The following is a 14,933-nucleotide window of genomic DNA, read 5'->3' as shown; positions in this document are numbered from 1 at the left end:
GTCATCTACAACAATATCCGTATTCCGGCATAAACCAGCATCCCCGCTATCGTCAGCAACCCTACCCATATAGGAGCATAGACATGAGTGACATGCTCGACACGCTTATATCCGCTAACCTTCACAAACAAGCGGTAAATCAGCCAGGCACCAATCAGCCCCACAATAGTCCCTGCCAACAAATCACCCGGATAATGCACACCGAGATATACGCGCGAATAGCACGTCAGCAACGCCCAGGCCATAATGAAAAGAGTAAGCCACCGCTTGCGGAATAGAAAGAACAGGAAAAACGCCAATCCGAAGGTATTGGCGGCATGACACGAAGGAAAACCATAACGCCCTCCACGATGATTGTTGACGATATGCACCATCTCCGAAATGGGATTATTCAGATTAGAAGGACGCATACGCTCCACATAGGGACGTATCCAAGTGGCACATGCCTGGTCGGCAAAAGTAATGGTGAGCGCAAGGCCTATCATGCAAAACAGTGTGACCTTCCAATGAAAATTGCGCAACATCACATACCAGATGGCAGCATACATGGGAATCCAAACCCACTTACCGCTATAAGCGCTCATAAAATAATCGAAATACATGTTGTGCATCCGATTGATGGAAAAAAATATGTTTGTGTCTACATCTATTGCCCCTTGCAAGGCGTCCATAAGTGCTGTCATACGTTATCTTTTGGCTATATCATCATATAATTTTTGCAAATAGGCTTTGCCCAACGGCAGGTTCTTCCCTTTTGCTGTGCCCTCATCCACTACCACAGTACCCGCCTGGCAATTGAATATCACTTGATTGTCCGCTGTCACCATACCGAAAGCATCGGGTACGGTAAAGAACGCGAAATGAGGGGAAGCGGGATTAAGCATATCTTTACTGAAAACAAACTCATCATGGGGCAGCGCCAATTGAGCCAGCAACGTGGCTGCAATATCATGTTGCGAGCCATAGACGTCAATGCGCCTCGGCTCTCGGACAGCACCGCCCACCATCAACAGAGGTATCCGGTAGCGTTCTACCGACAAATTGTCGATATGTTCGGGATAAGCTCCCAAGTGGTCTGGAACAAACACAATCACCGTATTCTTCCACTGGGGAAGCTCACGGAACTGTCTTACAAAATCGCCTGCACAACTATCCGTATAGGCAAAGGCGTTCAGCCGGTCATTCTCCAGACGACGGAAAGGTACTTCAAAAGGCTCGTGGCTGCTGGAGGTCTGCAAGACACGGAAATGAGGAGTTTTCTCTTCGGCAGTTCCTTCGGCAGCTTCGGCTTTCAAGTCTTCCAGCAGACGGTTGAATACGAGATGGTCGTGCGCCCCCCACTTACTTAAACGTTCCGTTACGGGAAAATCCTGGTCGGAAACAATGTCTTCAAAGCCTGATGACATCAGGTAGGAACGCATATTGGTAAAGTCGGCATCACCGCCATAATAATACTTGGTACCATAACCCGCCTTCCGCAAGCTGCCTGCAATGGCAGGAATGGACTGCGTTTTACGGGGATACTTCATAATACTAGTAGTGGGCTGGGCAGGATAGCCACTCAAGATAGCCACCAGCCCACGGTCCGTACGGAAACTGTTGGCGTAGAAGTTCGTAAAGAGCACCCCTTCCTTACTCAAGCTATCCAGATGGACGGCAATATTCGGCTCACCTCCCAAAGCTGTCATCAACCTGGAGGAAAAACTCTCAAGAATCACAAAGAGTACATCGGGACGCTGAGTATTGAATAAAGTATGCAGTGAATCGGCAGGTTGCAGCACAGAATCTGTCTCTTCCGTTTGACCACCGGCACCTGCGGGTTCAAGCATGTCTTTAAAAAGCCGGTCGGCCTCCGCAGCTTCCATAAAACGGTACTGCTTGCTGAAGTCCTTCTGCTTGGCAAGAGATTCCATCAGACTGAATGCAGGGTTGATAGCTGCATGGTTCAGACGCTGCTCGGCACTGAAATAGACTTTCCCCACATTCATGGTAGATACTGTAAAGCCTCCACGGATAGGAATAAACAGTAACCCCGTCATCAGCAACAATATACCTGACACCTTCAGGCGACGATAAGGCAGTTTCATCCGCAGCAACAGCTTCTTCTGCAGCAAGATGCCGTAGAAAACAGCATACAGCACGACAGCATAAACAGCCATTGCCACAATTCCCCCCAGCACCATCCAAATGCTGACACTGGCCACTGCGTCTTTAGGGGAGGAAAAGAAATAGAATAACGGAGTAGCATCCAAACGGAACCCCCAATACTCGTATAATCCTAAATCGACAGTAAAAATTATGGAGATAAGTACTGAAATGAAGAGGAAATAGCCGCACCAGATGCGATGAAGGGATTTAGAAAGTGTCCATACAGAGGTTATGAAAAGAAAACCGGGAATAGCTGTCAGATAACCAGCCAGAGATAGGTCTAAAGGTAACCCATGCCAAATGACACTGAACCAGTCCGCACACGAGGCATCCGGATACAGCGATTTGTAAAACAGCATAAATAGTGGTTTCTGCAACACAAAAATGCAGACAAACAAGCAGTATGTCTTAATAAATCCTATGAGCCTATCTTTCATCGGTGCCTTATTGTATATCTAAATATAAGGTGCAAAAATAAATCTTTTTATTCTATTTCTCACCAATATTAGTCAATAATTACATTGAAAGATAGGCTTATAGGATATTTTAAGTTTATCCGTTCACGCGTTTGTAATCTTCAAGGAACTTCTTCAGACCGGAATCGGTCAGCGGATGATTAAGTAAACCCTTAATGGCCGAAAGCGGACAAGTAGCCACATCAGCACCCACCTCTATACACTGCATGATATGTGCCGTATGACGGATAGAGGCGGCAAGTACCTGGGTGGTATATCCATAATAACGGTACATCTCTACAATCTTCGCAACCAATGCAATGCCATCCTCACAGATGTCATCGAGACGCCCCACAAACGGAGAAACATACGTTGCACCTGCCTTGGCTGCAAGCAATGCCTGACCGACAGAAAATACCAGAGTACAATTTGTACGGATACCTTTGCCCGAGAAGTATTTAACGGCCTTGATACCTTCTGCAATGCAAGGCACCTTCACTACGATATGCGGATTCAAGGCTGCCAATTCTTCACCCTCTTTAATCATGCCTTCATAGTCGGTAGCTATCACCTCGGCACTCACATCGCCTTGCACAATATTACAGATGTCCACATAGTGCTTACGCTGGTTCTCCACTCCTTTGATACCTTCTTTTGCCATAAGCGAAGGATTAGTGGTAACTCCGTCGAGTACGCCCAAGTCATAGGCCTCCCGAATCTGTTCTAAATTTGCCGTATCAATAAAAAACTTCATGATATAAATGTTTAGATGGTTGATATTACAAATATAACGATTTACACCATAAATGGTTCCTGCTAGTCCTTTATTATCTTTGCTTGACTAATTATTATCTGGTCAGCGGTTTCGCTTCAAGAATAAACGGTTAGTAATTGTTTGCGGCAATTCATTCTCATAGTGGGTTACCATAATCATCGTTTTATCCCGACGATGGCAGAATGCCTCTATAATCTTCTTGACCCGACGGCGGTTGTATGTATCGAGTCCATGAAGCGGTTCATCCAATATCAGCAGTTCCGGGTCCTTGACAAAAGCACGTGCCAATAATGCCAGACGCTGTTCCCCGCTGGAGAGTTGCAGAAAAGGACTGTCTTTCAAGGCGGCAATACCGAAAATCTCCATCCACCACTCACATACCGACATCTGTTCGGCATGAGGACGTTTATACAATCCGATGCTGTCGTGCAGACCGGAAGCGACAATCTCTATGGCAGGCAGATTCTTCAGATAAGCACGATGCATTTCCGGACTGACATAACCGATGTGTTTCTTGATTTCCCAAATACTCTCCCCCGTTCCGCGCTTCCGTCCGAAAAGACTGATATCGCAGGCGTATGACTGCGGATTATCCGCACAAACCAAACTAAGCAAGGTAGACTTGCCGGCACCGTTCTCGCCACTCAGCGCCCACTTCTCACCACGCATCACTGTCCAATCCAGCTCCTTCAGAATGGTACGGTCATCGTAACGGATGCTAACCCCGTTCAATTTCACCACTTCGTCCGAAGTGAAATTCGCATGTTCGTAGGGCAAATCGAGAATACGCCGCTGCAATTCCTCCAACGCTCCGGCCTCTTCCTGAATACGCATCTGATTGCCCGCACAGAATGCCTGCACATACTCCTCACGTTCCATCTTTTCGCCCACCTTCATGTCCTCTACCGGCACAACATGTGTAATAAATGAAGGTATGTCATCCAACATGGAAAGCACAAGGACAATCTGCAACTCGCCCAGCCGGGTAAGCCGCTCCAGCAAATTAAAAAGCAGTTCACGGGTAGGCGCATCCAGCCCTATGAAAGGATTGTCCATGATAAGAATTCGGGGAACAGTCAGTAAAGCTTTAGTCAACTGAAACCTGCGCAGCTCCCCACTGCTGAGAAGAATGATTTTCTTGTCAAGCATCGGCTCTATGCTGAAAAGTTCAAATAGCTGCCGCCTCAAGATATCGTCTTTTACCTCTCCCAGCACTTCGCGTACTAGCGGAGCATCCTCCTGGTCGTGGGCATTCCAACGCTGTTGATAGTAATAATTGGCATCGGCAGAACCGTAAGTATCACGGAAAGCAATGTATTTGATATTGTCATAGGCAGTTTTCGTGAGGGAGGGAGAGAAATCATAGGTAAGCTCACCATCACGCAAAGGATACTTTTCCGTCAGCATATCCACCAGGAGGCTCTTTCCGGCTCCGTTCGGTCCTACAATGGCAATGTGTTCTCCTGCCAGGAAATCAAGGGTGACAGGCTCTGTCAAACGAACAAGCGGGTTGCGTACTACGCCCCCCGCTATGTGTATTGTATGTTGTTGCATCATCCAATCATCATTTATACATAATCAGTGCCGATTGGGCCGGAACAACAACTTCGGGGCCGTACAGTGTGCCCAAACCTTGTTCATTGATAAAGCCATCCTTGCAGACCACTGTATATTTACCTTCGGGTACGGTAAGTTTGGCAGGCTCCTTACGGGCATTCAAGACTAGTATAATATCTCCCCATGCATCACCGTTGGCATTTTCTTTCAGACGGTAAACCACCACATTGCTGCCGTCAACCGGTAGAAATTCCAAATGCTTACGCACCAAATCCGCATCACCCATACGGAAAGCCGGATGCTTCTTACGAAGCTGTATCAACCCTTTATAATAAGCAAATACATCTGCATGCTCCGCCTTTCGTCTCCAATCAATCGCATTGATGGAATCGGGACTCTCAAAACTATTGTGTACTCCCTTCTTGTCACGCATCACTTCCTCACCGGCATAAATAAACGGTACACCTTGGGAAGTGAATACGGCTGTTTGCGCCAGTTTGTCAAGCTTTGCCAATTCTACGGGAGTAATACCCGGGATACTTGCTTTCAGCCTATCCACCAAGCACATATCATCATGGCAGGAAACATAGCTGATCATCTGTGTAGGTTGTTCCGCCCACGGATCCTTACTATAATTCACAGAGTCATTATTTACTTGCGGATGCCTGATGGCTCCTACAATACCAAACTTTATGCTCTCCTCTCCTCCCGGCAATCCGGCAAGGAAAGCACCTTGATGATTATCATTGAACGGACCGCGCAAAGCATCACGCATTTCGTCAGAGAAAGCAGCAACACCCGGCATCTTATAAGTATTGGCTTTCATTGCCAGAGAATCTTCCGCCATCTGTGGAGCCGATGCCGCCCATCCTTCACCATATATAAATATAGTCGGATCTACAGACGTTGCTGCCTTACGGATTTCGTTCATTGTCTCGATGTCATGAATACCCATCAGGTCAAAACGGAATCCGTCAATGTGATATTCATTAATCCAATGTAATACAGACTCTATCATGTATTTACGCATCATCGGACGGTTGCTGGCAGTTTCATTGCCACAAGCCGAACCGTCTGCATACGTTCCGTCCGGTCGCTGACGGTAAAAGTATCCCGGCACTGTACGTTCAAAATTACTGTCGGATGTATTGAAAGTATGGTTATACACCACATCCAGAACAACACGGATACCTGCTTTGTGCAAAGCCTGCACCATCTGCTTGAATTCCCGGATACGAACATCCGGTTTGTAGGGGTCGGTAGAATAAGAGCCATCAGGCACATTGTAATTCTGCGGATCATATCCCCAATTATACTTGTTCTCGTCCAGCTTTGTCTCATCAACGGAGGCATAGTCATAAGACGGAAGGAGATGTACATGTGTCACCCCCAATTCTTTCAGATGGTCAATGCCGGTTGCCAGCTTGTCGGGACTTACCGTTCCTTGTTCTGTCAGTGCCAGGAACTTTCCTTTATGCTCAATGCCCGACGACGGATCGATGGACATATCACGATGGTGCATTTCATAAAGAATCACATCGGCAGGAGAGGCCAATGCCGGACGTTTATCATCTACCCATCCTTCGGGGTCCGTGGATTTCATGTCGATGATGGCGGCACGTTTTCCATTCACCCCTACAGCTTTGGCATTGATACCCGGAGTGTCCCCCAGCCACTTATCATTGATTTTCACATTGAATGTGTAGAATTTACCCATCAAGTCCTTTTCAACTTTAGTTTTCCAAGTTCCTTCTTCAGAGGGTTCCATTGAAATAGTTTCATAGGCATGCCCTCCGTCTCCTGCTTCGAACAACATCAGGCGAACTTCATCTGCCGTAGGTGCCCACAATGTGAATTGCGTGGCAGCAGGTGTATATTCCATCTCTGTCAGACTACCCGAACGGACAGGGTAAAGTTCGTACGAAGCATACTCCGTCTTCGCGGGAGTGCAGCTTACAACCGTCGTTGCAGCCACTCCAATGATAGCAAGTTCATTCAATTTCATGATATTATTTTTAGATTCTACATTTCAATTCTTATCACTTCTTCACCTTATCCGGATTTTTGGCAATAAAGTCTTTCCAGCCATGATAGCCTTTCTCCACCGTGGGACGCCCCATCTGCAGAAAGTGACAATAGGCAGCAGCAAGCCCGTCCGTTGCATCCATAAAAGTAGGCATATCCTCTTTAGGAAAATGCAGCATACGCTGCAACATGTCTGCCACCTGTTCCTTGGATGCTTGTCCGTTTCCGGTGATGGCCATCTTTATTTTTAAAGGAGCATATTCCGTAATGGGAATATCCCTGCTCAAAGCAGCTGCCATTGCTACGCCTTGCGCACGCCCCAACTTCAACATGGACTGTACATTCTTTCCGAAGAAAGGGGCCTCAATAGCGAGCTCGTCAGGCAAATAACTCTCTATGATACTCAGTACCCGTTCATGAATATGGCGTAACTTCAGATAGTGATCTCCAAATTTGCGGAGGTCGATAATTCCCATGGCTATCATTTCCGGCTTGACACCTGCCACACGCAATACTCCATACCCCATAATGGTGGTACCAGGGTCTATACCCAATATAATTTTCTCTTTGACCGGTTGTATCACACTATTACCTCCATCAATGTAGGAAAGCCAATCACTTTATCTTTAAAGATATTCAGTAATTCCTCGTTCAGTTTCACTCCTTGCTCTTGATGCCAACGATGCAGTTTGGCAGAGTTTTCCACCTCAAACTGAACAGAATAGCAGATGCTTCCTTCTTCAATATGACTCAAGATACGGGCTATACGTGGAGCATACAATGTTCCGTTCTTTTCTACCTCGGGAAGATAGTGTTCCTGCATCCATATCAGGAAGTTTTTGTCTTCTCCTTCCTCTACATGATAAGTGGTATTATATATCAGCATAACTTATTTTTTCAAATTCTTTCGCAAACATAGCAATTATTTCAGAATAATGCATTATATTTGCACCATCAAAAACGAAAGCAAGCCTGCAAACGTTGGCAACGGGGCGTTAGCTCATCTGGCTAGAGCGCGACACTGGCAGTGTCGAGGTGATGAGTTCGAGTCTCATACGCTCCACGAAAATTAAAACGGTTAGATTAGTCTAATCGTTTTTTTTGTACGCATTAACGAGCTATAAATTTACATATAGTCCATTTTCATTCGACAACTCATGAAAGAAGCTTTTACACGCAAGTCATTACTTATTTTAGGACGTGGCATAGGGCAAGTCATGTTCCAAAACAATGCATTGTCCGGATTATTGATGTTGATTGGAATCTTTTTGAATTCATGGCAAATGGGCCTATTGGCTGTAAGTGGCAACATAATAAGTACGTTGACAGCCCGTATCTCAGGATATGACTGTGATGATATAAAAAATGGATTATATGGTTTTAACGGTACACTGGTAGGAATAGCCGTAGGGGTCTTTATGCTTCTGACTGTAAGTTCCTTGATGCTGATGGCTATTGCCTCGTGTGCATCTACCTACATTGCACGGTTTTTCAACATGCAACGCGTGTTGCCCGGATTCACTACCCCTTTTATCCTTTCTGTATGGATGCTGCTGGGATTGTGCAGTTGGCTGATGCCTGACATGCTACTCGTCTCTGATACAGAAACACCCGCTTCTTCCTCCATAAATTACTTACAATGTTTCAGTATGGGCATAGGCCAGGTGATGTTTCAAGGAAACATGATGACCGGACTATTTTTCCTTGCAGGCATTCTCGTGAATTCCCGGAATGCAGCAGTATATACCATATTGGGAGCACTTCTCCCCCTCCTCCTAGCCACATTATTGGGAGTGGATTCCGAAGCTTTGAATATGGGTCTGATGGGATATAATGGCGTATTGTGTGCCCTTGCTTTAGGAGGTAAAAGCTGGATGAGCTGTATATGGGCTGCATGTTCCGTTTTACTCTCTGTTGTATTGCAAATTGTGGGAATGAATTGGGGAATTATTACATTGACCGCACCTTTCGTTCTCTCCGTATGGCTGACAATGGGAATAAAAAATCTCTATCTCTTTTTCAAATTAGGCAGAAAGCAAGCCACCAACCCCAGTAAAGGCATAAAGGCACATACATTATAAACAGCCTCTATACCATACTTATCTGCCATACCTCCCAATACAGCCGAAGCGATACCGGCAATTCCAAAAGCGAAACCAAAAAACAACCCGGAAATCAAACCCAGCTTATTGGGTAGCAATTCCTGGGCGTACAGCAATATGGCAGGAAAAGCGGAAGAAAGCATCAGACCGACACAGAAGCTCAGCACTACTGTCCATGCAAGCCCTACGTGAGGCATCATCATACTGAATGGAGCCGTTCCAAGAATGGAAGCCCAGATAACATACTTACGTCCTATCCTATCACCTACGGGACCTCCCACCAATGTTCCGATGGCAGTGGCTACCAGGAAGACAAACAAGAAAAGCTGTGAAGCCTGAACAGTAACACCAAATTTATGGATCAGATAGAATGTATAGTAGCTCGTCAAACTTGCCATATAGATATATTTGGAGAAGATAAGTATCAGCAGAATACTTATGGCAAACACCGTCATTCTTGAAGAAAGGGGACGCTCTATCTTTCCTGCCACAAGCATCGGGCGTTTCTTGATATGATTCAAGTAGGAACGGAACCAACGACATATAGGAATCATCACCACGATGGCAATCAAGGCAAAAACCGTGAACAAGGCAATGTGATGCCTCCCGTAAGGAGCTACCAGCAAAGCCACCAGTAACGGTCCAAGCGAGCCACCCAAATTCCCGCCCACCTGAAATAGAGACTGCGCCAGTCCGCGTTTTCCGCCGGAAGCCAGAAAAGTAATACGTGACGCCTCCGGATGGAGTACAGACGAACCGATACCCACAATGAATACCGAAGCCAGCAACCAATACAGATTAGTAGCAAAAGCCAGATTCATGATACCGACCAAAGTAAAGCCCATACCTATCGGCAATGACCAGGCAATGGGGCGCTTATCAAAGAACAATCCCATTAGAGGCTGAAACACGGACGCCGACATCTGATACACTAACGTAATCAGACCAATCTGGGCAAAACTCAAGGATAAATCCTCCTTGAACAAAGGGTATACTGCCGAAATAACCGATTGCAGCATATCGTTCAAACAATGCGAAATACTCAATGCTATAAGAATAGGAAAAGCAATTCTACGGATAGGAGGTCTCTGATTCTGTATCATCTTATACTGTCTATTACAAAAAACGGTGCAAAGGTACGTAAAAAATACATATCCAATCCACATAAAGACAAAACTCCCCGATTCTCGTCAATACAGAATCGGGGAGTTTTATCTTTATCAGTTCAGCAATCCCGGATTGGCTTCTATGGCTTCTTTCGGAATGGCCAATGTATAGCGGGCATCATTCTCTTCGAGTACATAACGCGTACCATCAAGCACTTTCTCCAAACGCGGACGGGTGGAACGACGAAGGTCAAACCAGCGATGTCCTTCAAAAGCAAGTTCACGGGCACGTTCATCTAATATTTCCTGTACCAACGCTTCCTTATCCATGGCATTGACAACAACGGATTTCGCTTCGTAGGCCTCCGGTGCATAACGTTTCCGCATCAGTTCCAGCAGGCGGGTACGTGCCTGAGACAGTTCTCCAAGTCGGGCAGCAGCCTCAGCAGCCGTCAGATATATTTCACCCACACGGAAAGTACACAAGTAGTTATTGCTTCCCGCCTTCTTATTCTTCCGGAAACCTTTTTCATCCGTTTCAGCAAAATATTTGTCCAGCCGAAGGTCGTTCTCAACATAAAGGGAGAGAAAAACCGGAGTAGCCAGAGCAGCCCCATTGATTGTACTGCTCAGAGGCGTCTCCAGTGGAGTAATATTTTCCACGGAATTATAACTGTTAGGAAGAGTTGCAGAGGCATCATTCAAATCTACCAATACAGACTTCACGGCAAGCACTGCCTCAGCAGCATCCCAAGCCGCCTGCCACTCGCCCTTATAAAGGGATACGCGTGATTGAAACGCCTCTACCGAAGCCGCATTGAAACGATATGAATATCTCTGTTCCCATTCTGCCTTCGTGACCAGTTTGCGTGCCTCGTCAATATCTGCTTGGATGGAAGTATAAACTTCTTCCACCGTATTGCGTTTCAGGACTTTCTCTAAATCCGTATCCAATTTCAGCGGTACCGATTTGGTATCCAAAGCTCCCTCCTTAGTATAGGGCTGTCCATAAAGATTTACCAATAAGAAATGTACATAAGCACGGAGCATATACGCTTCTCCTACAAGCTGATTTATCTCTTCCTCAGTGCCTTCCTTAATATCACTTCTGCTCTCAATAACGTGATTGGCAATAAAAAGCACATTGTAATACTTGGCCCATTCAAACGATGAGGTATAGGCATTGGGAGCAAGGTCGTTCCAGCGCTCTATATCCATATAATAATTTTGGTCATATTCATTATCCCGAACCTGCATCTCGTCGGAACGGAAACAAGCCATTCCCCGGTCACTGAATTTACTCACGTCCTTATAAGAACGGGCAAGCAACGCTCTATACTCAGCCAAAGAATTGGGAATGACACTACCGGTAGGCTGTATATCCAGATAGTTGTCGCATGCCGCAAGCAGAAGCATGCAGGCCATTATCATCAGACTTATTGTTTTCTTCATTTTCTTTCTGCTTTTGAAGTTAGAAATTCAAGTTCAAACTGAATGTAACCGACTTGGGTACGGGAGTTGCATAAGGATTGTACATCGACTCCGGATCCATGTAGTTATTATATCCCGAACCAAACACGAAGAGATTGCGTCCTTCAATAGATACCGTTGCCGAGTTCATTCCCAAACGCTTTGTCAGGAGCTCAGGGATACGGTAACCCAGACGCAGATTCTGCAAACGTACGTAGTTCAGCTTCTTCACCCAGATATCCAAATCTCTCCAGATGGTTTTAGAATCATACCAGGAGTACTCTTCCGGGTTGGAAGCACTCAGCATAAATGCCGGAAGCTCCGCATTCGGGTTTTCCGGAGTCCAGCGGTTCAGCACATCCGCATTATAGTTCTTGCCATAATCCGGATTGATGATGTCATAAGAGGGTTGCGTACGTACGTACCCGCCAAACGTCAAAGAGAAATTGACATTCAGCTCCCAGTTTTTATAGCTGAAGGTATTAATCAAACCTCCCGTATAAGGAGCATCGCTACTCCCGATATACGAATAAAAGGTTCTCTCTTCGGCTGCAGTTACATCGGAAGAGGCAATACCTATCCCCCACTCGTCCTTCAGGCGGTAAAGCTCCTTCAAGGTCACTTTCTCTCCCTCCGGATTATAGAACATCATATTACCGGTTTCCTTATTCACTCCCGCAGTCTTCAGTGCGAAAATTGCCCCTACGGGATAGCCTTCACGTCCCGGAGTGGTCTGCTGCTCCGGTATGTTTTCCTGCAATACCTTATTACCGTTATAGGCAAAATTGAAATTTGTGTACCAGGAGAAGTTCTTTGTCGTTATGTTACGGGTAGACAAGCTGATTTCCACACCTTTGTTCTCCATACTTGCCCAGTTGACGTTCATCGAAGTAAAGCCCGTCTCCAGAGGAAGCATGCGCAAAGCTATCAAATCGGTACCCTTACGGTAATAATAGTCCACGCTCAGATTGATAGCCTGGTTCAATACAGAAAAATCAAAGCCGGCATTGACAGACTGCGTCTTTTCCCAACGCAACTTCTTGTTGGGAGCGGAATTAATGATAATTACATCTTCCGATACTCCGGGCAAAATACTCTCCGACCGATATGTACCCAGCAGGAACGGAGAAGTATTCTTGTCAATATTTCCCTGCAGACCGTAAGATGCACGGAACACCAGGTTATCCACCCACTTGGCCTGCTGCATAAACGGTTCTTGCGACAGACGCCACAAGGCACTGACAGAATAAAGAGGAAGATAGCGGTACTTCTTATCCACACCGAAAAGATCGGAACCGTCAAAACGGATACTTCCTCCCACCGTGTAGCGATTCAATAAAGAGTAAGAGGCCGTAGAGTAGAAAGATACATAAGCATTCTCCTTATACGTCGTCTGATGGAGCGGGAAAGACGTGGCGTAACTTTCGTTGGGGAAAATCACCGGTTTGGTCGTCAACGTCTTGCGGTCGAAGCCATACCCTGCCGAAAACAAGGTTTCATACCAGGTCTTGCGCAGCTCGGTACCCGCCATCACTTCCAGTTCATGAATATCATTGAAACTGTCGCGATATTCTCCCATCGCCTTCCAAGTAATCTGTGAATTGGAGTTTTCATAAGACTTCTGCATACCTCCTTCGGGCAGGAAGTGTTTGGTTTCTCCGCCCTGGGAGTATTCGCTCAACTTATAGTAATAGCGCATGGCATAGCTTTCCCAGTCCGCTATTTCTTCTCTGGAAGTCTTTTCCAACTGATAGCCAAACTGGGAAGTCAGCTTCCACTTGTCATTGAACCGTAGCTCCGCATCAAATATAGATGAAAAAGAATTCACCACGCTTTCATTAGACGTGTTCTGCCGTTCTTCAAAGATGTTGAATCCTAAATCCTTATCAGTGTTGTTCTGAATATCGTAGTCGTAATTATAGTTGCCATTCTTGTCATAAAGTTCAAAATACGGATTAGCCTTGCGTGAATAGAACACGGGATTCGACATACCGTATGCATCTGTCAAGTAATTGGTATTTTTGCGACGGTTGGCAAACATGGAGGCACCCACTTTCAGTATACTGTTCACCTTATAGGAAGTCTTTCCTACCAAGTTGAAACGGTCCATACCCACACCGTCCACATTTCCATCCTCTTTATAATAGCCGAAAGAGGTATAATACGTAACCCTTTCCGTACCGCCGGAAAGGCTCAAGTTATATTCCTGGCTGAAAGCATCGCGGAAAAGGATATCTCCCCAGTTTGTATTAACACTCTTCAAACGGTTGATGGCAGCTTGTGTATCACTGCTCAAGGCATCCCATCCTCCATTCTGAAAAGCAGACAACTCATTGTAATTGGAAAGAATATTATATACGCCTCCTTTATGATTGTCCGGAGAATAGTTATTACGGATCATATCCATTTCCAATCCGACTTTCTCCGCTGAGTTCAGCAAGTTCAACCGGTCAAGGCTCAATGTAGGAGTATAGGTAAACCGGGACGAGAAATTGATAACCGGTTTACCGACCTTACCCTTCTTTGTTGTAATCACAATGACGCCATTGGCTGCCCTCGCACCATAGATGGCAGTGGCTGCCGCATCCTTCAGAATGGTGATATTCTCAATATCAGCCGGATTCAAGCCTGCAATGGAAGATTGCTTCATGTTGGTTATGTCATTCAGCTCATCCGGTTCGGGAACATCCGTTCCCTCCAAAGGAATGCCGTCCAGCACCCACAAAGGGTCTTGCGTACCATTCAATGAAGCGGTACCGCGAATGCGTATCTTTGCCGGAGCACCCGGAGCACCGGAAGTCGGGCTGACAGAAAGTCCGGCAATTTGTCCGGCAAGTGCCTGGTCGATACTTTTTACTGCACCGATGGTCTCGTCCGATATATCCAGTTTGGATACCGCTGCCGTCAGCTTGCGGCGCTCCACTGTCTGGTAACCCGTCACAACAACGGCATCGAGCATTTGGGAAGATGCATGAAGTGTTATTTCATAATGTTCCTTTCCCGGAACAAGCTTCACTTCCAATACGTCATATCCCACGTAGCTACAAAAGAAACGGGTTATCCCCGTAGGTATAGCGATAGAGAACTGACCATCCACATCAGTGATGACCCCCATTGTAGTCTGAGCACTCCCCGCCTTTTTCAAGTCTTCCGCAGTCACATAAACGGAAGCACCGATAAGCGGTAGGTTATCCTCTGAAGATATTACTACGCCCTGGACTTTTTTCTCTGCAGCAAAAGCAGATGACAAAGCTCCTACAAAGCATAGCAAAACGATTAATACACGTTTTTTCAT

11 protein-coding genes and 1 tRNA gene are annotated in these 14,933 nt (G+C 46.0%); 2 read left to right on the top strand and 10 right to left on the bottom strand.

Annotated features, from left to right (window positions below; translation table 11 throughout):
• Nucleotides 1-5: 5 nt before the first annotated feature.
• The 7 genes from DXD65_RS06245 to DXD65_RS06215 form a co-directional block, all read right to left on the bottom strand.
• Nucleotides 6-683, bottom strand: a complete 678-nt coding sequence (locus DXD65_RS06245) for a phosphatase PAP2 family protein (protein WP_005826387.1) — start codon at nt 681-683, stop codon at nt 6-8.
• Nucleotides 684-686: 3 nt separating this feature from the next.
• Nucleotides 687-2,585 carry an LTA synthase family protein gene (locus DXD65_RS06240; protein ID WP_035449516.1) on the bottom strand — a complete coding sequence of 633 codons (1,899 nt, stop codon included), beginning with the start codon at nt 2,583-2,585 and terminating at the stop codon, nt 687-689.
• Nucleotides 2,586-2,700: 115 nt separating this feature from the next.
• Nucleotides 2,701-3,357, bottom strand: coding sequence for a fructose-6-phosphate aldolase (gene fsa, locus DXD65_RS06235; protein ID WP_005826385.1), 657 nt, complete (start codon nt 3,355-3,357; stop codon nt 2,701-2,703).
• A gap of 102 nt (nt 3,358-3,459) precedes the next feature.
• Nucleotides 3,460-4,932 (bottom strand): ATP-binding cassette domain-containing protein, encoded by a 1,473-nt coding sequence (locus DXD65_RS06230; RefSeq protein ID WP_117680553.1) that lies wholly within the window; start codon nt 4,930-4,932, stop codon nt 3,460-3,462.
• Between the two features lie 10 nt (nt 4,933-4,942).
• Entirely contained in the window at nt 4,943-6,940 is a 1,998-nt protein-coding gene (pulA, locus tag DXD65_RS06225) for a type I pullulanase (protein WP_008663861.1), read from the bottom strand.
• A 34-nt stretch (nt 6,941-6,974) separates the two neighbouring features.
• Entirely contained in the window at nt 6,975-7,544 is a 570-nt protein-coding gene (gene ruvC / locus DXD65_RS06220) for a crossover junction endodeoxyribonuclease RuvC (RefSeq protein ID WP_005826381.1), read from the bottom strand.
• Nucleotides 7,541-7,846, bottom strand: coding sequence for a DUF4286 family protein (locus DXD65_RS06215; RefSeq protein WP_005826379.1), 306 nt, complete (start codon nt 7,844-7,846; stop codon nt 7,541-7,543). Before DXD65_RS06215 ends, ruvC begins: the two co-directional genes overlap by 4 nt.
• Before the next feature lie 103 nt (nt 7,847-7,949).
• Here DXD65_RS06215 and DXD65_RS06210 point away from each other — a divergent pair.
• Together DXD65_RS06210 and DXD65_RS06205 are read left to right on the top strand one after the other, a co-directional pair.
• Nucleotides 7,950-8,023: transfer RNA gene (locus DXD65_RS06210), tRNA-Ala, on the top strand.
• A gap of 94 nt (nt 8,024-8,117) precedes the next feature.
• Entirely contained in the window at nt 8,118-9,041 is a 924-nt protein-coding gene (locus tag DXD65_RS06205; protein WP_022401656.1) for an urea transporter, read from the top strand.
• On the opposite strand, the gene DXD65_RS06200 is transcribed toward DXD65_RS06205, so the two are convergent.
• The 3 genes from DXD65_RS06200 to DXD65_RS06190 form a co-directional block, all read right to left on the bottom strand.
• A complete protein-coding gene (locus DXD65_RS06200) occupies nt 8,969-10,165 on the bottom strand; it encodes an MFS transporter (protein WP_117680532.1) in 1,197 nt (398 codons plus the stop codon). The genes DXD65_RS06205 and DXD65_RS06200 overlap by 73 nt on opposite strands.
• A 117-nt stretch (nt 10,166-10,282) precedes the next feature.
• Nucleotides 10,283-11,620 (bottom strand): RagB/SusD family nutrient uptake outer membrane protein, encoded by a 1,338-nt coding sequence (locus DXD65_RS06195; protein ID WP_009036592.1) that lies wholly within the window; start codon nt 11,618-11,620, stop codon nt 10,283-10,285.
• A 19-nt stretch (nt 11,621-11,639) separates the two neighbouring features.
• Nucleotides 11,640-14,933 carry a SusC/RagA family TonB-linked outer membrane protein gene (locus tag DXD65_RS06190; protein ID WP_117680533.1) on the bottom strand — a complete coding sequence of 1,098 codons (3,294 nt, stop codon included), beginning with the start codon at nt 14,931-14,933 and terminating at the stop codon, nt 11,640-11,642.

Origin of the sequence: Bacteroides sp. 4_1_36 (assembly GCF_003466325.1) — a bacterium.
Lineage (GTDB): Bacteria > Bacteroidota > Bacteroidia > Bacteroidales > Bacteroidaceae > Bacteroides > Bacteroides uniformis.
Note: the sequence above shows the minus strand (reverse complement) of the source record. Positions and strands in the feature narration are given on the sequence as shown.